Genomic DNA, 26,389 nt, shown 5'->3' with positions numbered 1-26,389 from the left:
TAGTTTTTACTGACTTTCTGGACAGCCCCTATTTTTTGTCTAAAAGCAAAGGGGAGGTAATATATCTACCAAGATTCGACATTATTTCCTTTAGAATAAGCCTTTCTAGGTGAAGCAAAACGCACATATTAGATTAACTTGTACATATTCGCGCGTTGTGAGCCCTTCTATTATCAAGGTTTGTCCTATCAAAAGTTTAATAGGTGGAACGCTTCCATTAAAATCGACATATTGTGTACAAGTTGTCGAAAAAATAGAATAAAGGCAAGCTGAAAACACTTTCACTTAAAAGGAGGCAATCGAATGAGCTCGAATACAACCACAGAGACTCAACAAAAAGTACAGCTGAAAAGTCGGCCTGTCACAACCAAATTTCGTAAGGCCTTACAGAATTGGCAGCTATATGTATTTGTTCTACCTGCTTTTTTATACTTTTTGATCTTCCATTATGTACCGATGTACGGAGTTCAAATTGCATTTAAAGATTTCATTCCTACACTCGGGATTTGGGGGAGTGAATGGGTAGGGTTTGAACATTTTACTAGATTCTTTGAATCCTACTATTTCTGGGATTTATTAAAAAATACATTAGGAATTAGTGTATATGAATTAATTGTTGGTTTTCCATTACCGATTATTTTAGCCTTAGCTTTGAATGAGGCGAAGGACGGTATATATAAGAGGTTTGTACAAACGGTTACATATGCGCCTCATTTTATTGCCGTTGTCGTTATTTCTGGGATGATTATTTCCTTTCTCTCACCAACGACAGGAATTATCAACCATATTATTGGCTTTTTTGGCATAGGACCTATTCCGTTTATGGAAGACCCTAAATGGTTTAAAACGATCTACGTTTTGTCGGGAGTTTGGCAAAGCACTGGTTGGGGAACGATTATTTATTTGGCAGCCCTTGCAGGTGTTAGCCCGCAACATCACGAAGCAGCAATTGTCGATGGGGCAACGAGATTGCAACGAATTTGGCATATTAATATACCAGCGATTCTACCGACAATGGTCATCCTGATGATTTTAAATGTCGGTAATATATTGGCCATGGGTTTCGAAAAAATCCTACTTTTGCAAAATCCATTAAACCTAGAATCTTCCAATGTAATCGCTACGTTTGTCTATGAATCTGGTTTATTAAATGCCCAATATAGTTTCTCTGCCGCTGTCGGTCTATTTAACTCGGTGATTAACGCCATCTTGTTAATCGTTGTGAACAAAATTGCTCAAAAAACAAGCGAAACCAGTCTTTGGTAAGGAGGTAGATTAATTTGGCATCAGTGATAAAAGATACGAAGGCTGATAAGATATTTAAGGTTTTTAACTTTCTCTTTTTAACATTAGCAATGCTTGTTGTTCTTTATCCTTTGATTTATATCGTTAGTGCGTCGATAAGTGATCCAAAAGCTGTTAATTCAGGAGATATGTGGTTATTTCCAAAAGGGGTTACATTTGAAGGCTATAAGCTAATTTTTGATAATCCTGATATTTGGAAGGGTTATCTGAATACGATTTTTTATACCGCTCTAGGTACAGTAATCAATTTAGCGATCACCATCCCTGCAGCTTATGCACTGTCACGACGGGACCTTTCAGGACGTGGTCTATTAATGGGGATGTTCGTATTAACCATGTTCTTTAGTGGTGGATTAATTCCAACTTATTTAGTTGTTCGGAACTTAGGGTTAATCGATACGGTTTGGGCGATGGTCTTACCGAATGCAGCTGCTGTCTGGAATATCATTGTAGCACGTGTATTTTTCCAAACCTCGATTCCAACAGAATTGGAAGAAGCAGCGATTATTGACGGTTGCACCAATTTCAAGATGTTTGCCAAAATTATTTTGCCTTTATCAGCTCCGATTATTGCTGTCATGGCTTTATTCTATGGCGTTGGGCACTGGAACGGGTACTTTAATGCGTTAATTTATTTGTCTGATAAGCAACTATATCCATTACAACTTGTCCTAAGGGAAATACTAGTGTTACAAGAAATGTCCTCTAATTCAACGGAGATTTCGAGTAGCTTAGCAGAAGCCATGAATAATAAGCAACAGTTGGCGGCAGTCATTAAGTATGGGGTAATGATTGTTTCAACATTACCAATTATTATTGTCTATCCATTCCTACAACGCTATTTTGTAAAAGGGGTGATGATTGGATCATTAAAAGGATAACAGGAATGAGTTTCTCATAGGAAAAATGGGTTGTTTTGTTTAGAAATGGGTTTTATCTGAGGAAAATGGGGTTCTCTGTTCGAGAATGGGCCTTTTAAGGTAATAATAGCGCTCTCCGTCCCGTTTTCCAAAATATGGTCTAATGATCAATTTCAAAATAAGAAAGGGGTTTTTATCTTGAAAAAGTCATTTAAGTTAGCTTTAACGGGCATATTATCAGCGACCTTGCTGTTGAGTGCCTGTTCATCATCATCAGGAAGTGATGGAAAAAAGGAACCTGCACGAAAAGTGAAGGATGTTGAGGTTCAAAAAGAAGGATTTCCGATTGTCGATGAGAATATCACCTTAAGGATGATGGCACCAGGAACAGGCCTGGCAGAATGGAAAGATATGCCGACATTGCAGGAATATGCAGAGAAGACAAATATAGAATTCAAATACAATACACCACCGCTAAGTGATTTCCAAACAAAATTGAACTTAGCCTTTGCAAGTGGTGATATTGCGGACGTGGTGTATGCTGCTGGAACTAATAATTTAACTCCCGGAATGGAAGTGGATTACGGGGAACAAGGCGTGCTGATTCCGCTTGAAGACTTGATTGATGAATATGCACCAAATCTAAAACAATTGCTTGAAGATAGACCAGATGTTAAAAAATCAATTACAACACTGGATGGTCATATTTATTCTTTACCTACAGTAAACGAACTGACAACAGCTTCCTGGTATATTGGACCGAATTGGTATAATGGCCAGTGGTTAGATGCATTGGACGTAAAAGAGTTACCGAAAACAACGGATGAATTTTATGAATTGCTAAAGCGGTTTAAAGAGGAAGATCCGAATGGGAATGGAGAAGCAGATGAAATTCCTTTGACAGATGTTAAACTGAATTCAATGCGTCCATGGTTACTCGCTGCATTTGGTATGAAAGAATGGGATATTGAAGAAATCGATGGTAAAGTAAGATATGCACCAATTACCGATAATTATAAAGAGTATTTGACATTTATGAACAAACTCTATAAGGAAGAATTGCTTGATCCAGAAACCTTTTCGCAATCTGATGAACAAAAGAAAGCGAAAGGCCAAGATAATCGTTTAGGTGTATTCACGGATTTCTATTCCTTCTTTACAACAGGAGAAACGGAAGAGGAATCAATGAACAACCCAATGTATTATCCATTGACAAGCTCAGTTTCACCTGAACCAATACTTCCAAGAAATCCAGCTATCCAAAGAGGAACATTCTCGATTACGAAAAACAATCCATATCCAGAAGCAACTGTGCGTTGGGTTGATTATTTCTATTCACAAGAGGGCTACGAATTTTTGAACCAAGGGCCTGAAGGATATCTTTGGGAAGAAGGGGAAAATGGCGTGAAGGAGTACCTAGAAGATCCACCGAAAGAGTTTAAATCAATGGAAGATTATCGTGGTACACTCACACCTGCTTACGGAATAGCGGCTCCTGCCCTTGAGAGACCAATCGAAGGAAAAGATGAATCTGAGTTTGATCAATTTATTGAGAAGGAAACAAACGAAAAAATTGAACCATTTGCAGAAGTTCCCTTTCCTCTCGTTTATTTAGAGAAAGATGAGCAGAAACAGATCAATAATATCCAAGTGGATTTAAAATCCTATGTTGAGCAAATGGAGGCGAAATTTATTACAGGCGTTGAGCCATTAGAAAATTGGGATAAATACGTACAAACAATTGAAAATATGCAAATTGAGGAATATGTAAAAATTCATCAAGATGCTTATGATCGCTGGAAAGAGAGTTAAGGACAAAAGCGCAAGCGACTTGACTTAAGAAGAAAGGCTATGAGCGCGCCGTCTTGGCATAATGCGCACGCTACCTTCTCCAAGCAAGTGTCCTGGTCCGATGAAAGGCATTCATTGCCTTTCATCGGACCAGGTTAGAAAAAGCATGCCGTCCTAGCCGCGTCGTCGTAATGCTGATGCTCTTGCTGAAGTGTTTGAAGCAAGATATCGCCTGAGTTATTCATAGGTTGAAAATTGTACAGTCTTGGAGAGTAGTAAGAAAACAAATCAGTGGGATAGGCAACATATCCTGACTAATAGAAGGAGTATTATATTGAGAAAATCACTTAAATTGGCCTTAACGGGTGTATTATCAGCGACACTTTTACTAAGTGCCTGTGCATCCTCAGGAAATGATGGCAAAAAGGGAACAGCCTCAAAAGCAAAAGATGTGGAAGTTCATAAGGAAGGATTTCCGATCGTCGATGAAAAAATAACTTTAAGCATGATGGCACCAGGAACAGGACTTGCAGAATGGAAAGACATGCCGACACTACAAGAATATGCAAAAATGACAAATATTGATTTTAAATACAATACACCACCTATCAGTGACTTTCAAACAAAATTGAATTTAGCTTTTGCGAGTGGAGATATTGCTGATATCATTTATGCAGCTGGTACAGAGGATCTAACACCAGGAATGGAAGTCGATTATGGGGAACAGGGTGTCTTGGTTCCGCTTGAAGATTTAATCGATGAATATGCACCAAATATTAAACAATTGCTTGAAGATAGACCAGATATCAAAAAATCGATTACGACTATTGATGGACATATTTATTCTATTCCTAGAGTGGCTGAAGGTCCAACTTCTTCATGGTATAGAGGACCGATTTGGTATAATGGCAAATGGCTTGAAGCACTTGATGTGAAAGAATTGCCAAAAACAACAGATGAGTTTTATGAACTATTAAAACGGTTTAAAAATGAAGATCCAAACGGGAATGGAAAAGCAGATGAAATTCCTCTGACAGATGTGAAACTAAATGCGATGCGCCCATGGTTACTTGCAGCCTTTGGCATGAAAGAATGGGGCATTGAGGAGATTGATGGGAAAGTAAGATATACACCGATCACAGAAGATTACAAAGAGTACTTAACTTATATGAATAAGCTTTATAAAGAGGAACTACTTGATCAAGAAACGTTCTCTCAATCGCCTGAACAGAAGAAGGCAAAAGGCCAAGATAACCAACTAGGCGCATTCACAGACTTCTTTTCCTTTTTCACAACGGGTGAAACAGAAGAAGAAGCGATGAACAACCCAATGTTTTATCCATTGACAAGCTCGATTTCACCTGAAGTCGTTATTCCAAGAAATCCGGCTATTTCAAGAGGAACATTCTCGATTACCAAAAACAATTCGTATCCTGAAGCATCTATGCGTTGGCTTGATTATTTTTATTCAAGTGAAGGCTTTGAGTTCTTGACGGAGGGACCTGAAGGACATTTATGGGAGAAAGGGGAAGACGGGAAGAAGGAATACTTGGAGGAACCACCAGAAGGTTTCAAGTCAATGGAAGATTACCGAGGATCCATCACGCCTAATTATGGTATCTCAGCTCCCGCTCTTACTGGCCCAATTGAAGGAAAAGAGCAGTCTGACTTCGATAAGTTCATTGAAGAGGAAACAAATGAAAAAATAGAACCCTTTGCAGAAGTTCCTTTTCCTCTCGTATATTTAACCAAAGAGGAACAGAAACAGGCTAATAATATTCAAGTAGATCTAGAATCTTATGTCGAACAAATGGAAGCGAAATTTGTCACAGGCGTAGAGCCACTAGCTAATTGGGATAAATATGTAAAAACAATTGAAAATATGCAGATTGAGGAATATGTGAAAATTCATCAAGATGCTTACGATCGTTGGAAAGAGAGCTAAAGAGAAAAGTGCAATCCGCCTGGAGCAAGACATCGATTGAGACATGGTGGAGAGCTGTTCATAGGTTGCAATTCCGAGAGCATCAAAAAAATCGGTGGGAAAGGTAACTTATCCCACTGATAAGGGGGGTCACTCATGAGAAAATCATTTGCATTCGTCCTCACAGGTGTAGTAGCAGCGACACTGCTACTAAGTGCCTGTGCATCATCAGACAACGATAAACAAAAAGACACATCTTCAAAAGTAAAAAATGTTGAGGTAAATAAAGAAGGATTTCCGATTGTCGATGAAAATATCACATTAAGCATGATCGCACCAGGAACGGGTCTGGCGGAATGGAAAGACATGCCGACTTTGCAAGAATATGCAAAAATGACCAATATTGACTTAAAATACAGTACACCGCCACTAAGTGATTTCCAAACAAAGTTGAATTTGGCATTTGCGAGTGGTGATATTGCGGATATCATTTACGGTGCAAGCTCCAGTAACTTGACCCCAGGAATGGAAGTGGATTATGGGGAGCAAGGTGTTTTAATTCCGCTTGAAGATTTAATTGATGAATATGCGCCAAACATTAAAAAGTTATTTGAAGAAAGACCAGATGTTAAAAAATCAGTGACAACACTTGATGGACATATTTACTCCTTGCCAAGAGTACAGGAAGGCTCGACTTCTAGCTGGTATTTAGGGCCGATTTGGTACAATGGCCAATGGCTTAAGGCACTTGGTGTAGAGGATGTGCCCAAAACAACAGACGAATTTTATGAATTGCTAAAAAGATTTAAAGAGGAAGATCCGAACGGAAACGGAGAAGCAGATGAAATTCCATTGACAGATGTGAAAATGAACACCCTTCGTCCTTGGTTACTCGGTGCTTTTGGTATGAAAGAATGGGAGATTGAAGAAGTAGATGGAAAAGTAAGATATGCACCGATCACCGAGAATTATAAAGAATATTTAACCTTCATGAATAAATTATATCAAGAGGGACTACTTGATCCAGAGGTATTCTCACAATCAGATGAACAAAAGACAGCAAAAGGACAGGATAATCGTTTAGGTGTGTTTACATCTTGGTATTCATATATGTTAACAGAAGAATCCGAAGAAGATGCTGTAGATAATCCGATGTATTATCCATTAACAAGTTCGGTATCGTCTGAACCGATAATCCCAAGAAACCCTGCAATTCTAAGGGGAACATTCTCGATTACAAGCAATAATTCCTATCCGGAAGCAACCATGCGTTGGATCGATTATTTTTACTCTAAGGAAGGCTTTGAATTCCTAAATGAAGGGCCTGAAGGCTATTTATGGGAAGAAGCGGAAGACGGAACAAAAAAAGACCTTGAAATCCCATCAAACTACAAAACGCGGGAAGACTATCGCGGTACACTTACACCGGATTTTGGGATTAATGCACCAGCCCTTACTGGTCCTATTGAGGGAAAAGAGATAACTGAATTTGAAAAATTCATTGAAAAGGAAACAGAGGAAAAAATTGAGCCATATGCAGAAGTACCTTTCCCACTTGTTTACCTAACAAAAGAAGAACAGAAAAAAGTAAATGATATTAAAGTGGACTTACAATCGTATGTCGAACAAATGGAAGCAAAATTTGTCACAGGTGTAGAACCACTAGCAAATTGGAATAAATACGTAAAAACAATTGAAAATATGCAAATTGAGGAATATGTGAACATTCATCAAGATGCCTATGATCGTTGGAAAGAGAGTTAAAAAGCAGGAGGAATCATAGGGAAAACGGTTTCCAATTTACAGGAATCCACTTACAATTCCTGCAAGGCATGATAAACTAAAGTGGAAATCGACAATCAGTGAGAAAGGCAAGCCCTCTCACTGATTGCTATTTCATTTTACCTAACGGTTAGGAGTACCTAGTTGAAATTATGGGTCAACACCAAAATCTATGGTTGGAATGAGTGGGTCAAAATGGTAATAGTAGACTAGCCAGCGAAGAAAAAACACGGAGACTCCTATGGGAATGCGCAGTGTGAAGCCCCATAAAAAAAGCGCTCTTCTTTTTCAAGGAGGCTGAGGACAAGCCCACGGAAAGCGTAGTTTTTTCGTAGCGGCTGCTTAGCTTATATCAATACGACATCTGATTTGTCAACCATAGATGTTGATTAAGATCCGAAATTATTTTGCGTGAAAAAGCGAAGGAGGATTCAGATGCCTAGTAAACAACCGAATATTCTTTTTATTTTAACAGACCAACAACGTGTGGATACATTAAAGGCTTATGGTGGAAAGGTGTGTCAAACACCTAATATTGATCAGTTAACAGCTGAAAGCATTGTTTTTAATAATACATACGCTAGCTGTCCAGTGTGTACACCAGCGCGCGCATCTCTGCAAACAGGGTTGTATCCACATAATCATGAAATGAGAAATAACACCTCAGAACCAGCATGTAAATATGATAGCCTGCCGAATTCTAGTGAGTTGCTTAGCAACAGACTAAAGGAGCAAAACTACAGTGTTGGTTATACGGGCAAATGGCATCTAGGCTGGGGGCCCTCAAAGGTAGGCTATGAGGGAGATGACTTTCCGGGCCATGGTGCTGGAGGACATGGTTATGAGCAATACCATGATTATTTAAAGGAAAAGGGACTAGAAGTAAAGCTTGAAAATAAAATGTCAGGACATTATAAAGGTCATTGGGCAGCAGAGGTTGTCTCACCTGTTGAAACAACCGTTGAATACTTTTTAACCGATCAGGCCATTCATTATATCGATCAATTCCGACAAAGAGAAAATCCTTTTTATTTTCAACTAAACTTTTGGGGACCACATGAGCCTTATGTAGCACCAACAAAGCATTTAGATCTCTATCGTGATCTCGATATTGAACCATGGGCGAATTTTACTGATGAATCGACAAATAAGCCGGCTATTCATAATTTAAAAAGAGCCAAGTCTACTGACTGGAAAACGTTTGAACCTTATGTGAAGCATTATTTTGCTAATGTAAGTCTGATTGATGAACAAATTGGCCGATTAGTCGACTATTTAAAACAGCATGATTTATATGAGAATACGATCATTATCTTTTCTGCTGATCACGGCGAGTCACTTGGAATCCATGGGGGATTATGTGATAAAAACTTCTTTATGTATGAAGAAACATGCCGAATTCCCTTGATTGTGAAGCCGCAAGAAAAGTTACCGGAAACAAAATATGAGGATCGATTTGTGGGCACCTGTGATTACTACTCCAGTATTTTAGATTGGGCGGGAGTAGATCAAGCCGAAGTATCCCGTGATGGCAGATCTTTTGTACCCCTTATCAATAATGAAGATGTGAAAGATTGGCCAGATCATGTAGTAACAGAAGGTAATGGTCTTGCTGAAATTTTGTATACTCAACGGATGATTCGCCAGGGACAAATGAAATATATTTTTAATTGTGGAGATACCGATGAATTATACGATTTGGAAAAGGATCCACATGAGCTCAACAACGAAATTGACAATAGCGAGTATCAAGAGACTCTTACAAAGATGAGAGAATTATTGGCGGTTTGGATGGAAGAACATAATGACCTTGCTTTAGGACAATTCAAAGATCTACGTTTTTAATGAACAAATAGTATGATTCGGAAGGTGATTTATTTTGTCGAAACCCAATTTTATTATTTTTTATTGTGATGACCTAGGATATGGTGACTTAGGATGTTATGGATCAGAGCATGTGAAAACACCAAATATTGATAAGCTTGCAGAAGAAGGGATTCGATTTACGAATTGGTATTCCAATTCCCCGGTATGCTCACCTTCTAGAGCCTCTTTATTAACCGGGAAGTATCCTGCTCGTACAGAGGTCGATCAAATTTTAAGTGGGAAAAGAGGGGCAGCTGGATTATCAGCGGAACATGAAACCATTCCTGCTAAATTGAAAGCGAATGGTTATCGCACGGCGATGTTTGGCAAATGGCATTTGGGTACGACGCCAGAGACGCGTCCCAATGCTCATGGTTTTGATGAATTCTATGGTTTCCATGCGGGATGCATAGATTACTATTCCCATATTTTTTATTGGGAAAACCCACCTGTTCATGACCTTTGGCATAACAAGGATGAAGTCTGGAACAATGGCGAATACATGACAGAATTAATCACAGAGAAAGCCGTTGAATTTATTCAAAATGAGCGTGAAGAGGAACAACCATTCTTCTTGTATGTTCCTTATAATGCGCCTCATTATCCAATGCATGCCCCAGAGAAATACATGGAGCGATTTGCTCATTTACCATGGGACCGCCAAGTCATGGCTGCAATGATTTCGGCTGTTGATGATGGGGTCGGAGAAATTGTCAACGCCCTGAAAAGACTAGGAAAATATGAAGACACGATGATTTTCTTTTCCAGTGATAATGGCCCATCGGCAGAAGTGCGCAATTGGCTAGATGGTACAGAAGATAAGTATTATGGTGGAAGCGCTGGAATTTTTAGAGGCCACAAAGGAAGTTTATTTGATGGAGGAACCCGGGAACCTGCGATTTTAAGTTGTCCGTCTCTTATCCCAGGAGGACAGGTTTCCGATGAAATTGGCGTGATGATGGATATCCTTCCAACCTTTATGTCCTTTGCCGATATTTCCTTTGAAAATGAAGCGATAGATGGCGATTCGATTGTCGAAATGATCACAAAGAACGGAAAAAGTCCCCATGACCAAGTATTTTGGGAATACAATGACCAACTTGCGGTTCGTCAAGGAAAGTGGAAGCTCGTTTTAAATGGAAAGCTAGATTTTGATAAAGCTATAGAGGATACGGTTCATCTCTCCAATCTTGAAGAAGACCCTAGTGAGCGAACCAACCTAGCTGCACAACACCCTGAATTGGTAGAACAAATGACAACCGATCTGCACGAATGGTATGAAAGTGTGAAATAGATAGGAAGTAAGAGACTAGTCTATTTTTTAGACTTATAATGGGAAACTCAACTTTGCTTTTGGAATAATCTCCACTGAGCAAAGGTGGTGTTTCCTTTATAAGTTAAAAACAAGTTGGAAGCGTTGTATAGTTGAACATTTGAGGAGGAATAAAATTGACAAACATACATGATGAAATAAAAGAGACGGAACAAAAGGAAGAAGTTGAAAACGGTGTTCACCACTTTAGTAATGAAAAAGGCTGGGTGAAGCCGGAAGATCCAGCCCTTTTAGAGCAATTGGAATGGTTTAAGGACCAAAAGCTCGGCTTTATGATGCACTGGGGTCCATATTCACAATTAGGGTTAGTCGAGTCATGGGCGCTAAGTGATGATGATGCTGACTGGTCACGGGAAGATATTGATTGGGAGTCAGATCCAGAAGTTTTTAAGCGCCAGTATGTGGACTTGAATAAAAGCTTCAATCCTATTCGATTCCAGCCAGAGGAATGGGCTGAGTTAGCACAAGAGGGAGGATTTAAATATTTCCTCTTTACGACGAAGCACCATGATGGCTTTTGTATGTGGGATACAAAGACAACCGATTATAAAATAACCGATCCAAGCTGTCCATTCCATACACATCAATATGCAGATATTGTCAAACATGCATTTAACGCATTCCGAGATAAAGGATTACCAATCGCTGCCTATTTCTCTAAAGCGGATTGGCATACACCGACATACTGGGCACCGAATATGGAGCGAGGGACAGAAATGTGGAGGGGGCCTTCCTATGATCCGGAAAAGCATCCTGAATTATGGGAGAAATTCGTGCAATTCACACACGAGCAAATGCAGGAATTACTAACGAATTATGGACGAATTGAAGTACTTTGGTTAGATGCAGGTTGGGTATCTGCAAAGAGTAAGCAAGACATACGTCTTGGAGAAGCAGTGGAACGTGCCCGTGAAAAACAACCATGGTTACTTTCTGCTGACCGATTAATTGGCGGGCCCTATGAAAATATTATCACGCCTGAGCAAGCAGTGCCTGAAAAACCAATGGATGTACCATGGGAAAGCTGTATTACAATGGGATCAGCCTTTTCGTTTAGATATGAAGATGACTATAAGACAACAAGAGAATTGATTCATTTATTAGTAGAAGTCATTTCGAAGGGTGGAAACTTAGCTTTAAACGTTGCCGCTCAACCGGATGGACGTTTGCCACGGACAGCAATTAAAAGAATGAAAGAAATGGGCGCTTGGTTAAAGGTGCATGGTGAAGCTGTGTACGGCACAAGAATGTGCGCTCCCTACTTCCAAGGAAATAGTGCTTTTACCAAGAAAGACAACACGGTTTACTGTTTTTATATGTATGAGAATGAGGATACTCCTGTAGAGCAGGAAATCTTTATTCCTTATCCCGAAAAAGTGAGCAGCGTAGAAATGGTTGATGGAGATAGAAAAGTAGACTTTAGTCAAGCGGAAAAAGGTTTATCGATTATCTTGCCTGATTCTGAAAAAGGGCAAACAGCTCCAATCGCACATGTCTTTCGTTTTACTGAATAGTGGGTACTGAAAGGAGTCAATATAAGTGTACGAGGTTCGACGATTTATCCAGCATTTACAAGATCATCTCGCTTTAGATTCCGTTGTCCTTGAGGAATGGAAAGCAAAGCGTGCAGAATATACTGAGCCTGTCCAATATACCTATAAAGACATAGAGTCGGTCAAAATCAATGTTGGAGATCATTTAATCGTTTCTGGGGAGACGATGTTTCTTGAAAGTGACATTACCGTTCCATTAGAATGGGCGGATCAATCTGTAGGATTAGAATTTTTAGTTGGTCAGCCTAATGTAAAAACAAACCATGAGGCTTTATTATCCATTGACGGGGAGCCCTATCATGGGATTGATCGTAACCGAAGCTTTGTACCGTTTCCGGAAATAAAGAAAGAAAAACTTACGTATCATGTGCAAATCGAATTATTTAACCCTGTTGCACAAGTTGTCGATCGACTAAACTTTCAAAATGAAACGGCTGAACATAGCCCTGCTCCATTATCGCTTTTACAGAGTAAACTCGTTTGTATGAATATTGCGGTAGAGAAGCTTCTATATACCGTAAAAACTTATGATGAAGCGGCGAAGCTACTTCCAGATGGAGATTTAAGAAAATCTTCGATCATAAAAGCATTAACGACAGCAGCCGATAAAATTCAAAATGGATCTCCTGAACAATTAAGGAATCAGGAATGGATTTACACAATCGAAGCGGAATTACGGAAAGAATTAGACATGCCAGCAGATCCATCAGCTGGCAAAATACATATGGTTGGTCAATCGCATATTGATCTTGCTTGGCTATGGCCAGCTAAAGAGGCGGTTCGGAAATGTTCTCGAACCTTTTCTACGATGAGCACCTTATTGGACCAGTTTCCGGATTTTGGTTATGTGCAAAGTCAACCACAAGCTTTTGAGTTTATGAAAGAACATTATCCTGTTATCTATGAGCGGGTGAAACAACATATTGCTTCTGGGAGATGGGAGCTTGTTGGAGGAATGTGGGTAGAACCGGACTTGAATATTCCTTCAGGAGAATCGCTCGTTCGGCAACTTTTATATGGAATGAATTTTTACCAAAAGGAATTTGGCCTTAAGCCTCGCATTGAATGGCTTCCAGATACTTTCGGTTATTGTGCTTCCTTACCACAATTACTGCAAAAAGCAGGACTTGAATATTTCATGACAACGAAAATGAATTGGAATGATACAAACCAATTTCCATATGATCTTTTCCATTGGGTAGGCATTGATGGGACAAGTATTCTCTCCTATTTAAATCATGGTGTGAATGAACATACACATCCAAAGGAAATCAAGGATCATTGGGATAGTTATAAGCAGAAAGCCGAACATCCAGAACAAATGCTATTGTATGGCCATGGGGATGGCGGCGGTGGTGTCACAAGAGAAATGATACAGTATGTAGAACGCTCTGAAAATTTGCCAGGTCTGCCTAGTGCAACATTTGGTACTGCCCATGAGTTTTTTGATGGAGTTAAAACGGCGAATCCTTCACTCCCTACCTGGCATGGCGATATGTATCTTGAACTCCATCGTGGGACCTATACAACTCAGGCTCATAATAAACGGTGGAATCGAAAAGCAGAGGTTCTCTATCGAGATGCCGAAATTTGGAGTAGTTTTACTTCTAATTTGGGAGAAAGTCAATCGACTTTACATGATGGTTGGAAGTTATTATTATTCAATCAATTCCATGATATTATCCCCGGCACTTCTATTCCGGAGGTGTATGTGAAATCGGCATCTGACTACAAGGAAATTTTCCAAATCGGTCACAAGATAAAGGATCAGGCTCTGCAAAGTTTGGAGAAGCAAATCGACACAAGCGGCGCTGGAATCCCGATTGTCGTTTTCAATAGTCTATCTTGGTCAAGATCTGAAACAGTGATGATTCAAGGTGGAGCTGAATTGAAGACGCTGGGGGCCTACGATGAACACGGAAATAGGTTGGAAAGTGACGTTCGCCTTTTAGGAGAGAATCAAGTGGAATGCTCTATCTATGTTCCAGCTATCCCAGAAATGGGCTATCGCACAATTTGGTTAAAAGAAAGCCGTTTACATGGCCAATTGGAAAGTCCTACTTTTGAAGGACACTGGGAGACCGAATATTATCAAATAGAATGGAATGACCAAGGAGAAATTTCCCGTTTATATGATAAACAAGCAGATCGGGAAATCGTAAAACCAGGAGAAACCGTAAATCAATTTCAATTTTTTCATGATCGCCCCCCTTTATGGGATGCATGGGACATCGACCCGCAATTTGAAGGACAAATAGCAGATCAAGTGAAATTACAAACGGTTGAAGTCATCCAAGAAGGTAAAACAAAGGATATTTTACGATTCAAATGGTCTGTATCGAACTCTTTTATTGAACAGGATATGATTCTGTACCATCATTCGCAACGAATCGATTTTGACACTCAGGTAGATTGGAAGGAAGAGCATAAACTATTGAAGGTGGCATTTCCTGTCGATATTTTAACAGATAAAGCAACGTTTGAAATTCCATTTGGAACAGTGGAAAGGCCGACTCATAATAATACAAGTTGGGAATCTGCCCAATATGAGGTATGTGGGCATCGGTTTGCCGATTTATCTGAGGGGAATTATGGAGTCAGTCTCTTGAATGACTGTAAATATGGATATGACGTGAAAGGACAGCTGATAAGACTATCGTTATTGCGTGCACCGAAATGGCCTGATCCACAAGCAGATATAGGTCACCACCAATTTACCTATTCTCTTTACCCGCATCGTGGAAACTGGCGGGAAGCTAATATCACAAGAAAAGGGTATGAGTTAAATCATCCTATTTCTGTTATCCAAACAGAAGCTCATCCTGGTGATTTGCCAAGCCATCATAGCTTCGTGAAAACTCAAGCCCAACATGTGGTGGTCGAAACGATTAAACCAGCTGAAGACGAGAATGGATTGATTGTGAGACTATATGAAACGTCTGGTGGAAGAGAGCGGGCAACATTGCAATTATCTCAACCTGTTGACACAGTAGAAGAAACAAATCTATTAGAAGAGCCTGTTGCAAATTTGAACATCACAAACGGACAGGTAGAAACAGACTATAAACCATATGAAGTGAAAACCATGCGCATTAAGTGACTGTTCAATAAGGAGGATGAAAAAGGACTAAATCGACTAAAGGGATTGACGTCAATCGTCGGGGGCCGACACTAGTACATGTCGTTCCTTAGTCGAAGGTCCTTTATTTCGAAGTGTCATTTTCATTGGACTTTTTGAACATCCCCTTTAAGTGATCAATTAAAAAATGAAATAGAGGAGATTCCAATGAACTATTCTATGAGTCTAGCAGAAAATTGGCGTTTTAGGCAGAAAGGCGAGGGGGAGTGGCTTCAAGCTAAAGTACCAGGGTCTGTCCATACTGATTTAAGGGCAAATCGCAAAATAGAGGATCCCTTTTATGGAAAAAATGAATTGGCTATGCAATGGATTGATAAGGAAGATTGGGAATATGAAACAATCTTTGATCTAACGGAAGAGCTATTTCAGCAAAAAAATTTGGAAATCTTCTTTGAAGGCTTAGATACGTATGCAGATGTTTTTTTGAATGGTCAACGCATTCTGTCTGCAGATAATATGTTTCGCACATGGAAGGCAGATATAAAGCCTTACGCGAAACAAAAGGAGAATCATTTGCTCGTATCCTTCCGATCGCCTATAAAAGAAGATCTTCCGAAGCTAGAAAGTCTTGGCTATGATTTACCAGCTTCTAATGATCATTCAGAGGATGGGGGATTAGGCGAGAAGAGATTGAGTATTTTTTCGCGTAAAGCTCCATACCATTATGGTTGGGATTGGGGACCGCGTTTTGTCACAAGTGGAATTTGGAAACCTGTACAAATCCAAGCTTGGACGGACATCCGTATTACAGACCTCTATATTCGCCAAGATCATGTTACAACTCAATTGGCGCGATTGACAGCAGAAATTGAAATAGAAGCAGATCAAGATTGGGCAGGAAAGGTACGGATTGCCACAGAAGGGCTTAGCTTGGAAAAAGAAGTATCGATCCAAAAGGGAAATCATGCGATTGAGCTAGCATTAGAGCTTGAAAACCCTAAGCTGTGGTGGTGTAGAGGACTTGGAGAAGCGAACCTTTATCAATTTATAGTCAGTTTCTCAAAGGCTGGTAAGGCGGTTGCTGAGAAGAAGGTAAGAACAGGATTGCGTACGATTCGCTTAGTTAGAGAAAAAGATGAAGCGGGAAAAAGCTTTTACTTTGAATTAAATGGCGTTCCCGTCTTTGCTAAGGGTGCGAATCATATTCCAAATGATAGTTTTCTAACAGATATCTCCTATGAACGTTATCGTCATGAAATTGCTAGTGCTGCAGAATCAAATATGAACATGTTACGTGTTTGGGGCGGTGGCATCTACGAATATTACATGTTTTATGAATTATGTGATGAATACGGGATTATGGTTTGGCAAGATTTTATGTTTGCCTGCAGCATGTATCCTGGAGACCAAGCTTTTCTGGACAATGTGAAGCGCGAAGCTGAAGAGAATGTAAAAAGATTGAGAAATAACCCTTCGCTTGCATTATGGTGTGGCAATAATGAAATGGATTCAGCATGGGCTCATTATATTGAAAACAGAGGATGGGGTTGGAAGGAGGCCCATACGGCAGAAATCCGCGAGAAAATCTGGGCTGATTATGAGGAAGTCTTCCATCAGATTTTACCAAAAGTTGTTACGGAGCATTCACCTGCGGTAGATTATTGGCCATCCTCTCCAATGAATGAATTAACAGGAGATGAACACCAGCATGCAACATACACATCAACAAGTGGTGATATGCATTATTGGGATGTATGGCATGGAGCGAAACCATTAGAGGATTATAAGAAAGTCGTCGGCCGCTTTATGAGCGAGTATGGCTTCCAATCCTTTCCAGAGCTAAAAACGGTTCAAACTTATGCGGAAGAAACAGAGCTTGAATTAGAATCGCCTGTGATGCTCCATCATCAAAAAAATGGGCGTGGCAATCAACTCATTAAAGAGTACATGGATCAGTATTACCAAGAACCGAAAGACTTCCCTGCATTTTTATATATGAGCCATATTCTCCAAGCAGATGCGATCAAAACTGCCATTGAAGCGCATCGTGCCCAAAAGCCTTATTGTATGGGGACTTTATATTGGCAAATGAATGATTGCTGGCCTGTTGCATCATGGTCCAGTATGGATTATTACGGAAGATGGAAAGCATTGCAATATACAGCTAAGAACAGTTACCAGGATGTTATGGTAATTTTAGATCAAGCGGATGAAGAGTTGAATCTTATGGTTGTATCTGATCTTGTTCAAGATAGTGAAGGGAGGCTGCACTTGACATTATACGACTTTTCAGGGGAAAAGCTATGGACTTATGAGCAAGGGATTCAATTGAAGAGCAATGCAGTGGCGATGGTTGATAAACTAGAAGTGAAAGATATCATACAGAATCATAAAGCAAACAATGTTGTGTTACATGCTTCATTGGAAACAAATGAGCAAATAATAGATCAAAAAGTACATTATTTTGCAAAAATGAAAGAAATAGACTTGGAGATACCGAATATTTCAGTCGAACATGTGGAAGGACAAGACTACGCTTTCGTCCTAACGACTAATGTGTTAGCCAAAAATATTTGGTTGGATGCCGAAAAAGAAGGGATTTTCTCAGATAATTATTTTGATTTAATTCCGGGTATTCCAAAAAAGATCACATTTTCGGCGCGGAGCAATGGTCAATCTGCCTTTGTGTTAGAGAACCCGGGCGCTATAAAAGTTCGTTCCATGGCTGATTTCGTAAAGTGAAACTTACATCAAGGGGGGCTTCATCTCCTCCCTGATGGTATGCGAGACTTATCAAAGTGTTACGGACGGAAAAAGGCTCATAATGAGCAATGGAAAATCAATTGAAACGGATGTGAGTTAGTGAAATATAAAGACACTTCACTCCCTACAGAGGAACGGGTAGAAGATTTATTGCAAAGAATGACAGTAAAAGAAAAGGTTGGCCAGCTTAATCAAAAAATGTACGGATGGGAAGCTTACCGAAAAACAGAAAATGGTATTGAGCTAACAGAAGCGTTTAAAGAGCAAGTGGCATTGGGAGATGGGATGGGGGCGCTTTATGGCCTGTTTCGTTCTGACCCTTGGTCTGCGGTCACCTATGAAAATGGCATTCCTACTCATGAAAATGCAAAATGGGCCAATAAAATTCAACGCTATGTAATGGAGAATACCCGTTTAGGGATTCCTGTTTTATTATCGGAAGAATGTCCGCATGGACACCAAGCTTTAGATGGAACCTTAATCCCGACAAACATTGGAGCGGGAAGCACTTGGAATCCTGACCTAATGAAGAATATCTATCAACATGTTGCAGCAGAAGTCCGCTCTAGAGGCGCTCATTTAGGCCTTATCTCCACATTAGATATTTTGCGTGATCCAAGATGGGGGCGCTCGGAAGAATGTTTCAGTGAAGATCCTTATCTGGCCGCAAATATGACTGAGGCCGCTGTAAAAGGACTACAGGGGGAAAGCAGAGAAGAATTAGCTCAAGATGATAAAATTGTTGCGGTATTAAAGCATTTTAGCGGCCAAGGAGAAGGACAAGGGGGCCATAATGCCGGTCCAGCCAATATCGGTGAAAGAGAATTAAGGGAAATCCACTTACCTGGAATGAAGGCTGGGGTAGAAGCTGGTGCACTCGGGTGTATGGCCGCCTATAATGAAATTGATGGGATCCCATGTCACGCAAATACAACTTTACTGACAGACATACTTCGTGAGGAATGGGGTTTTGAAGGAATTGTTATGGCGGATGGAGTGGCCATTGATCGCTTAAGGCTGCTTGCGGGTGACTATGAATCAGCTGCTGCTTTGGCGCTTTCCGCAGGTGTTGACCTTAGCCTATGGGATACAGCCTTTACAACTCTAGAACAGGCCGTTGAAAAAGGAAAAACAACCGAGGATCTGATCGACCGTGCCGTGCGAAGAGTTCTTCATTTGAAATTTGCTCTCGGCTTATTTGATCAGCCCTATACAGATGAAGAAAAAGCTTTGCAGATAGTTGGGAATGAATCGTTTAGAAAAGCCAATCTTCAAGTCGCCCGTGAGTCGGCTGTATTGCTGAAGAATCAAGATCAACTTTTACCGTTAAGCAAGCAAACAGGGAAAATTGCCGTGATCGGTCCGAATGCGGATCAAATTTATAATCAGCTCGGGGATTATACAGCCATTCAGCAGGATGGAAAAGGAAGCACCGTCCTTCAAGGGATAAAGGATATAGCTGAGGGAGACGTTACCTATGTAAAGGGTTGTTCTGTACGAGGAAATTCGAAAGAAGGTTTTCCTGAAGCGATTGCTGCTGCTGAGAATGCGGATGCCGTAATTCTTGTATTAGGTGGCAGCAGTATGCGGAATTTTGATCTCGAATTTGATTCCAATGGCGCAGCAATTGTCTCCGGCAATCCGACCGATATGGATTGCGGGGAAGGTGTGGATGTCGCGGATTTAAGACTGGGCGGTGTCCAGGAACAATTGGTGAAGGAAGTGGCTGCCACTGGAAAACCCATTATCACGGTGCTGATTCAAGGACGCCCCCATGCTATCGCCAATATTGTAGATCATTGTGATGCGATCCTGTGCGGCTGGTATCCCGGTCAGGAAGGCGGACAGGCCTTGGCAGAAATTTTATTTGGTGATGTTAACCCGAGCGGGAAATTGTCCGTTTCCTTACCGCGCTCATCCGGTCAACTGCCTGTTTACTATAATCACAAAGAGCGAGTCCTGCAATATACCGATTCACCTGGAACACCGTTATTTCCATTCGGCTATGGCCTAAGTTATACACGATTTGAATTCAACCATCTTCAAATCGGGCCCTCATACATTTCGTTAGAACAAATAAACGAGGGTGCAGCTGTTGAAGTCCAGGTGGTAGTAAAAAATACAGGAGAGCTAGCAGGTGCCGAAGTGGTACAGTTATATATAAAAGATATGGAAGCAAGTATTACAAGAAGAGTAAAAGAATTAAAAGGATTCCAGAAGATCTGGTTAGAGCCAAATGAACAGAAAATGGTGACCTTGCAATTAAAGAAGGAAGACTTAGCCATTTGGAATCGCGAAATGAATTTTGTGGTTGAACCTGGGAATATCAAAGTGATGGTAGGGGCGAATTCTACCAATACGTTAGAAGCGACTTTGGCGTTGAAATAATCCTGACTATAATAGTTCTCGAAGCTAGAATTTACTGTGTACCAGAAGGTTTCATGGAAGTTAGCCTTAAGAGGCTAAGACAAAAATGCTCTTACCAACTGCTTCAGAAATATACTTCGCTTTCCGCGGGCGAGTGGCAAGCCTCCTCAGGGGGACTTGCCGAACTCTCAATTCCCGCAGGAGGCTAAGATCATCTTTGGAGCTTAACGTTTTCATATTTCCAATCCTCCCATTTCTTATATTCTAGCGGCTTGCGCCCGATAAGCAGTGGGACTCATGCCATAAACCCTAGAGAATTGTTGACTGAAGTAACTGGTTGATTGGAACCCACATTCTTCTGCAATTTCCGTTATAGGGTGAGAAGTAAATTGAAGAAAACGTGTTGCATGCCTTAAACGAATGGTGATAAGCATCTCAATAATGGACTGTCCAACTTCTTCTTTAAATAAATGAGCTAAGCGTGATGGGGATAAACAAGCCATCTTAGCTAGTTCGGCTATGGAATGGTGCTGGTTATAATGATGTGTTAAGTATTCTACGATGTCTTGTATACGTGGATCTCGAATGTAATTATACAATGGGTTGCTTTTCTGATAGATAAGTAGAATGATTTCTTCAAGAGCATTAAGGGCCAGTTCTCTAGAAATACGATTAAATGGTTGATTGTCTCCGATTAATCTGAAAAATGCAGTTGTCAACCTATTCTGCAAGGTTGGTTGGTTTGTATGGATCGATAATAACCCTGTTTCTTGTTCTGGTAACTGTAGCCATGGTTTCCAATCTAGGCGAGGGATAAAATGGACCCAAAGAAAATCCCAAACCTCTTCTTTTCTTGTATAATAATGATGCGGTGTTCCTGGTTTTAATATGATAATATCACCAGGTTGACACATGAGGTCAGCATCTCCAATTTGGAAACCGCCTTTTCCTTTCAGTGTGTAGGTCAGAAGCCAATCATGTGTCCCTTCTGAACGAACGGTTTCATACCCAAATGCTTTGGAAAAATGGCCTGAAACGAGGACATTAGGAAAATGATATGTAGCAGGATCATGATAATGATTAGCCATTTTCTGTATTCCTTTCGTTTTCTCCCTATTATACAATGCAAACGTAACCATTCCTATGAAAATATAAAATGGAGGGGACAATATGGAGAAAAGTGTAGAAAGTAATATGTTAGATAAGCAACTTGTTCAGCAGTTTCACGATGAAGGGTTTGGGATCGCTAGAGGTCTTCTTACTGAGCAAGAAATCGATGAAATAAAAAAGACAGCAATGAATATGCACGCTGGAGGTCCGATCAAGGGGTGTTTCAATCCCGCTCCAAAAGAGGAAGCAGGGAAGGACCCTCTGAAGCTTTATCCAAGGATGATCCATCCCCATAAGGTGAATGGCACGCTGAAAGAGTATATGCTTCATCCGAATATCAAACGAGTCCTAGCAAATTTATTTAATGAGGAACCGCTTGCGGCCCAAAGTATGTTTTACTTTAAACCACCAGGATCAAGGGGGCAGGCGCTCCATCAAGACAATTTTTATTTGAAGGTTGAACCTGGGACTTGTATCGCCGCCTGGGTTGCGGTAGATGATGCAGACGAAGAAAATGGTGGGCTTGTTGTTGTCCCAAAAACGAGTGAACTGGATATTATGTGCCCACATAAAGCAGATATTAAAGAGTCTTTTACAGCTTTAGAAGTGGAGGTTCCCGAAGGTAAGTCTGTCGAACAGTGTAATATGAAAGCTGGAGATGTGCTATTCTTTAATGGGAGTGTCATTCATGGATCTTATCCTAATCAATCGAAAGACCGCTTTCGTCGCTCCTTTATCTGCCATTATGTAGGAGAATCGACAAGTCGGATCGGTCATGGCTATGCGCCCCTATATCGATTTGACGGAACACCAGTCGACACGAATGCGAATGCGGAAGGTTTGCCATGTGGGATTGACTGGGAATATGAATTTGAATTGCATTAACTGGTTAGGTTGAAGAGTTTTTTTAAAAATAAATCATTCTATATTTGTTGTCAACCTTTCCAGTAATGCTTTAAATCAGGAACAAAAGCTAAAAAAGGGGCTGGGACATAATTAAAACGTTAAGCCCCAAAACGAACAATGCATTACCTTAGCAGAATTCGGCTTTTTCTTTGATGAAAATACTTATGTCCCAGCCTCTCAACATGGAAGGGGAGATAACGATGGAAGAGATTATTCATTATGCAGCTCATGTACAACCGACAGAAAGACAAGTGAAGCATCAAGAACTTGAGTTTTATGGCTTTATTCATTTTGGCATTAATACCTTTACCGATCAGGAATGGGGGAGCGGAAAAGAGGATCCCGCCATTTTTCATCCTGAGGAATTGGATGCGGAGCAATGGGTACAGGCCTGTAAAAGCGCTGGAATGAGAGGGCTAATTCTCACATGTAAACATCATGATGGCTTTTGCCTATGGCCAAGTGAGTATACGGATTACTCAGTGAAAAATAGTCCGTGGAGAAACGGTGAAGGCGATCTTGTGAAAGAAGTATCCGAGGCCTGTCAAAAAGAAGGCTTGAAATTTGGGGTTTATTTATCTCCATGGGACCGCCACGAGCCTACATATGGAGATTCTCCTCGCTATAATACATATTTCAAGAATCAATTACGAGAGCTATTAACGAATTACGGTGAGATTTTCAGTGTTTGGTTTGACGGTGCTTGTGGAGAAGGTCCGAATGGAAAGCGCCAACAATATGATTGGGATTCTTATTATGACCTTGTGCGCCAATTGCAACCAAATGCCAGCATGTCTGTATGTGGACCAGATGTGCGCTGGTGTGGAAATGAAGCAGGACATTGTCGAGAATCGGAATGGAGTGTCGTTCCGATTGAATTAAGAGAAACGGAAAAAATTGCTGAAGAATCTCAACAAACGGATGATCGCGCGTTCGCTCAAAAATATGAGGCAGTTGATCAGGATTTGGGAAGTAGAAAGGTGATTCAGCAGGCAGATGAACTGGTCTGGTACCCAGCAGAAGTCAATACATCCATTCGACCAGGTTGGTTTTACCATGCCACAGAAGATGATCAGGTTAAATCATTAGATGAATTGTTACATGTTTATTATGGATCAGTTGGCGGCAACGCCATGTTCTTATTGAATTTGCCACCAGATAAACGGGGGCTTATTCATGAAAATGATGTCAAACGTTTAGAAGAACTTGGGGATCGGATATGCGAAATCTTCCAAGAAAATCTGGCGACTGAGGCGACAGCAACTGCAACAGAAGAACAAAGCGGACATGAAGCAAATGCCATGTTTGATGATAATAAAGACACATTTTGGGCCCCTGAAGAAGGAACTGAACAAGCCCAGGTTGAAATTGATTTACAAAATGAACAGGAATTTGATCATATTGTTTTGCAGGAATATCGTTACGGGCAGCGAGTTGAAAAATTTGAACTCGAATATAAAGCGGGTGATGAATGGAAGCCATTGTTTGATGGAACGGTGATTGGCTATAAACGCATTTGCCGTTGCGATGAGACAAAAGCTCGCTTTATTCGACTCACGATTTCAGCATCGAGATGGTGTCCACAGATTTCTTCCTTTGCGGTTTATAATAGTAAATAATAAGGAACATGACTAAGGCTGTTATAAAAGTTATTCAATGACTTTTATAACAGCCTATTTCTTGTGGCCTAGTAAATTATAAAATTGTAGCTTGTGGATAATTGTTTACGTAAAACCATCTAATGGGTTCGATTATAAGAGAGAGTTCCTACGCCTAATCCAATTGCTAATGCAATTTTTGCCCGTTTTTTCCTTTTTCATTTGGATCATAATTAAAACTACGATTGTATAAATGATCGCTCGAATTACAACTCCTTGAATTAAGCTTCCAGCAGCACTTGAATCGTTCTGTAATGAGTTCGTGATCGCAATAAGATGTATTAAATTGGGAGTTAATAATGACTTCATTATATTCATTTTGTACCTCCCCAATTGCCAATCTAAAGTAAACCTCGAGTGACTTTCTGCTCTTGTGTCCTGAATAGGATTGAATTAGCGTATCGTCCACACCTTGCTTTTTTAGACAAGTTAGTAAAAAGTGGCGTAGTTCCACGCTATCTGGAAACGATAGTGGAGGATCTCCAACGCGGCTACTCCTTTTTTCGTTATTTGAAGTAATGGACAGTTACGTTAAGGAGGTAATATTAGTAAAATAAGCTTAGGTGTTTGTAATTCAACTTTAATATGGTTTTTAGGAGTGAATATCCATGCTTACAATAAGTGCTATACAAATTGAAGATGTTTTACCTGGGATGCTAGATTCTTTTGAACGTTTTCAAAGAACAACAAGAGTGCTATTCAATGATCAGGGAACATTGATTGAGAACGAGGATTTGTTTGAAGACAATTGGACCTTGGAAAAGAAACGACAGATTGTCGAGCATTTTAAACAAACGATTAAAAAAGGCGGTGCTGTAGTAATTGCAAAACAAGAGGCACAATTGATTGGATTCGCTGTTATTGAAGCAGTACCATTTGGAAGCGAGTCTATTTATCGAGAGTTATCTTTTCTCCATGTAACTCGCCCCGCCCGAGGACAGAAGATTGGTGAGTATCTTTTTCTTAAGGCAAAAGAAGCTGCAAAATTATTAGGTGCGGAAAAACTGTATATAGGTGCACATCCATCAGTGGAAACTCAAAATTTTTATCATAAAATGGGTTGTGTTCTAGCGGCAGAGATAAATGAGTTTATTTATAAACGAGAAATTAGTGACATTCAATTAGAGGTGATGCTATAGCAAATGGGCTTATTAAGCTGATGGGCACGTTAGTTTAACAACAGGCTGCAATTGGTACATTTATCCTGCATTAACGGGCAGTAATTCCCCCATCTCAAGGCTTTAGAGAATACGGAGAAGCATAGGTGAGGGATACACTGCCCTAATCTAGCTTCAGCGACTAGTGACTAGCAAATTTACGGTTTCTGTTTGCGTAAGTCAACATCGATTCGCCCTTTGGGCTCATCGTGTTTCCTTTATCCCGTCAGAACCCTTTAAATTTGTACGTCGCGCTTCCGCCTCTTCGAGTAAAAGCCCGATTGGTTCGGGCCAACAAGATGTTGGTCGCAAAGGCGTAGCGACGTATAGGATGTACTAGTGCAGACGAAGCGACAGGATGTCGCGATTTTAGCCTTTGATCCTCTGAAATCAGTGGGGGATGAAAGAAAACCCCCACTGATTGAAGGTTCACTTTATCACTCCTAAAAGAACTCTCCAGACCAAATGCGGAGGGTTCTTATACTTTTACCCATGTCAGCTACGCTGGTATTACCCCTAATAACCATTTTTTTGCGAAGATATGACAAAGCATGTAAAGCGTTCTGGCAGTAGGCGTTTAAAAAGACAATTTTACACGTTGGGTTGTGATATAATGTCATGACAAAGGGACATTATAGTATAGGAGGTATATCATGTATATTCTTTTTCAGAAATACAGGTAAGGAAACAGGTATACAGCGGTTATAAAGAGGTCATAGACAAGTATTCACACCCGAGTCAATGTCATAACAATAGAATGTTATACTACTATGAACGAAAGCAAGTTGTTAGAACGGCTTGTCAAACGTTGAATCCAAGTTATATCAAACAAGCATTTGAACAATTTTATTCATCTCAAAAAATATAGAATGGTTCAAATGAATGTTAGGGATGAGCAGTATCTCCACTTTCATTGAAAAAGGTAGGATCGTAAA

The 26,389-nt window shown here is 40.3% G+C and carries 16 protein-coding genes; 14 read left to right on the top strand and 2 right to left on the bottom strand.

Annotated features, from left to right (window positions below; translation table 11 throughout):
• Positions 1–303 precede the first annotated feature (303 nt).
• The 11 genes from IPU53_RS00540 to IPU53_RS00490 all read left to right on the top strand — a co-directional run bounded on the left by IPU53_RS00540 (position 304) and on the right by IPU53_RS00490 (position 20,644).
• Entirely contained in the window at positions 304–1,266 is a 963-nt protein-coding gene (locus tag IPU53_RS00540) for an ABC transporter permease (RefSeq protein WP_207446329.1), read from the top strand.
• A gap of 14 nt (positions 1,267–1,280) precedes the next feature.
• Positions 1,281–2,186 (top strand): carbohydrate ABC transporter permease, encoded by a 906-nt coding sequence (locus tag IPU53_RS00535; RefSeq protein ID WP_207446327.1) that lies wholly within the window; start codon positions 1,281–1,283, stop codon positions 2,184–2,186.
• 177 nt (positions 2,187–2,363) lie between these two features.
• Complete coding sequence (locus IPU53_RS00530) at positions 2,364–3,977, top strand: extracellular solute-binding protein (RefSeq protein WP_242697971.1); 1,614 nt, start codon at positions 2,364–2,366, stop codon at positions 3,975–3,977.
• A gap of 313 nt (positions 3,978–4,290) precedes the next feature.
• Positions 4,291–5,901 carry an extracellular solute-binding protein gene (locus IPU53_RS00525; protein WP_242697970.1) on the top strand — a complete coding sequence of 537 codons (1,611 nt, stop codon included), beginning with the start codon at positions 4,291–4,293 and terminating at the stop codon, positions 5,899–5,901.
• 135 nt (positions 5,902–6,036) lie between these two features.
• Positions 6,037–7,644: an extracellular solute-binding protein gene (locus IPU53_RS00520; protein WP_207446325.1), complete on the top strand. Its 1,608-nt coding sequence runs from the start codon at positions 6,037–6,039 to the stop codon at positions 7,642–7,644.
• Positions 7,645–8,097: 453 nt separating this feature from the next.
• Entirely contained in the window at positions 8,098–9,507 is a 1,410-nt protein-coding gene (locus IPU53_RS00515) for a sulfatase-like hydrolase/transferase (RefSeq protein WP_207446316.1), read from the top strand.
• Positions 9,508–9,541: 34 nt separating this feature from the next.
• A complete protein-coding gene (locus IPU53_RS00510) occupies positions 9,542–10,822 on the top strand; it encodes a sulfatase-like hydrolase/transferase (RefSeq protein ID WP_207446314.1) in 1,281 nt (426 codons plus the stop codon).
• Between the two features lie 164 nt (positions 10,823–10,986).
• Positions 10,987–12,375 (top strand): alpha-L-fucosidase, encoded by a 1,389-nt coding sequence (locus IPU53_RS00505; protein WP_207446899.1) that lies wholly within the window; start codon positions 10,987–10,989, stop codon positions 12,373–12,375.
• Positions 12,376–12,400: 25 nt separating this feature from the next.
• On the top strand, positions 12,401–15,514 hold the full coding sequence (locus tag IPU53_RS00500; RefSeq protein WP_207446312.1) for an alpha-mannosidase: 3,114 nt from the start codon (positions 12,401–12,403) through the stop codon (positions 15,512–15,514).
• Positions 15,515–15,700: 186 nt separating this feature from the next.
• Positions 15,701–18,235 carry a beta-mannosidase gene (locus IPU53_RS00495; RefSeq protein WP_207446310.1) on the top strand — a complete coding sequence of 845 codons (2,535 nt, stop codon included), beginning with the start codon at positions 15,701–15,703 and terminating at the stop codon, positions 18,233–18,235.
• A gap of 180 nt (positions 18,236–18,415) precedes the next feature.
• On the top strand, positions 18,416–20,644 hold the full coding sequence (locus IPU53_RS00490; protein WP_207446897.1) for a glycoside hydrolase family 3 N-terminal domain-containing protein: 2,229 nt from the start codon (positions 18,416–18,418) through the stop codon (positions 20,642–20,644).
• Between the two features lie 236 nt (positions 20,645–20,880).
• Here the strand turns inward: IPU53_RS00490 and araC are convergent, their stop codons facing one another.
• Complete coding sequence (gene araC, locus IPU53_RS00485; RefSeq protein ID WP_207446307.1) at positions 20,881–21,711, bottom strand: arabinose operon transcriptional regulator AraC; 831 nt, start codon at positions 21,709–21,711, stop codon at positions 20,881–20,883.
• Between the two features lie 82 nt (positions 21,712–21,793).
• Here araC and IPU53_RS00480 point away from each other — a divergent pair, with 82 nt between their 5' ends.
• Together IPU53_RS00480 and IPU53_RS00475 are read left to right on the top strand one after the other, a co-directional pair.
• Positions 21,794–22,618: a phytanoyl-CoA dioxygenase family protein gene (locus IPU53_RS00480; protein WP_207446305.1), complete on the top strand. Its 825-nt coding sequence runs from the start codon at positions 21,794–21,796 to the stop codon at positions 22,616–22,618.
• A gap of 221 nt (positions 22,619–22,839) precedes the next feature.
• Complete coding sequence (locus tag IPU53_RS00475) at positions 22,840–24,258, top strand: alpha-L-fucosidase (RefSeq protein ID WP_207446303.1); 1,419 nt, start codon at positions 22,840–22,842, stop codon at positions 24,256–24,258.
• A 132-nt stretch (positions 24,259–24,390) separates the two neighbouring features.
• Here IPU53_RS00475 and IPU53_RS00470 read toward each other — a convergent pair whose 3' ends face one another.
• Entirely contained in the window at positions 24,391–24,615 is a 225-nt protein-coding gene (locus tag IPU53_RS00470) for a hypothetical protein (RefSeq protein ID WP_207446301.1), read from the bottom strand.
• Between the two features lie 290 nt (positions 24,616–24,905).
• Here IPU53_RS00470 and IPU53_RS00465 point away from each other — a divergent pair, with 290 nt between their 5' ends.
• Complete coding sequence (locus IPU53_RS00465; protein WP_207446299.1) at positions 24,906–25,436, top strand: GNAT family N-acetyltransferase; 531 nt, start codon at positions 24,906–24,908, stop codon at positions 25,434–25,436.
• The last annotated feature ends 953 nt before the right edge of the window (positions 25,437–26,389 follow it).

The sequence above is a fragment of the Bacillus sp. SD088 genome, from assembly GCF_017355205.1.
Taxonomy (GTDB): Bacteria; Bacillota; Bacilli; order Bacillales; family Bacillaceae_C; genus Lederbergia.
This window is presented reverse-complemented; position numbering and strand designations above follow the sequence as displayed.

Coding starts and splice junctions, on each gene's coding strand:
- IPU53_RS00540 (WP_207446329.1), top strand. CDS start 304: ATGAGCTCGAATACAACCACAGAGACTCAACAAAAAGTACAGCTGAAA.
- IPU53_RS00520 (WP_207446325.1), top strand. CDS start 6,037: ATGAGAAAATCATTTGCATTCGTCCTCACAGGTGTAGTAGCAGCGACA.
- IPU53_RS00515 (WP_207446316.1), top strand. CDS start 8,098: ATGCCTAGTAAACAACCGAATATTCTTTTTATTTTAACAGACCAACAA.
- IPU53_RS00495 (WP_207446310.1), top strand. CDS start 15,701: ATGAACTATTCTATGAGTCTAGCAGAAAATTGGCGTTTTAGGCAGAAA.
- IPU53_RS00490 (WP_207446897.1), top strand. CDS start 18,416: ATGACAGTAAAAGAAAAGGTTGGCCAGCTTAATCAAAAAATGTACGGA.
- araC (WP_207446307.1), bottom strand. CDS start 21,711: ATGGCTAATCATTATCATGATCCTGCTACATATCATTTTCCTAATGTC.
- IPU53_RS00480 (WP_207446305.1), top strand. CDS start 21,794: ATGGAGAAAAGTGTAGAAAGTAATATGTTAGATAAGCAACTTGTTCAG.
- IPU53_RS00475 (WP_207446303.1), top strand. CDS start 22,840: ATGGAAGAGATTATTCATTATGCAGCTCATGTACAACCGACAGAAAGA.
- IPU53_RS00470 (WP_207446301.1), bottom strand. CDS start 24,615: ATGAATATAATGAAGTCATTATTAACTCCCAATTTAATACATCTTATT.
- IPU53_RS00465 (WP_207446299.1), top strand. CDS start 24,906: ATGCTTACAATAAGTGCTATACAAATTGAAGATGTTTTACCTGGGATG.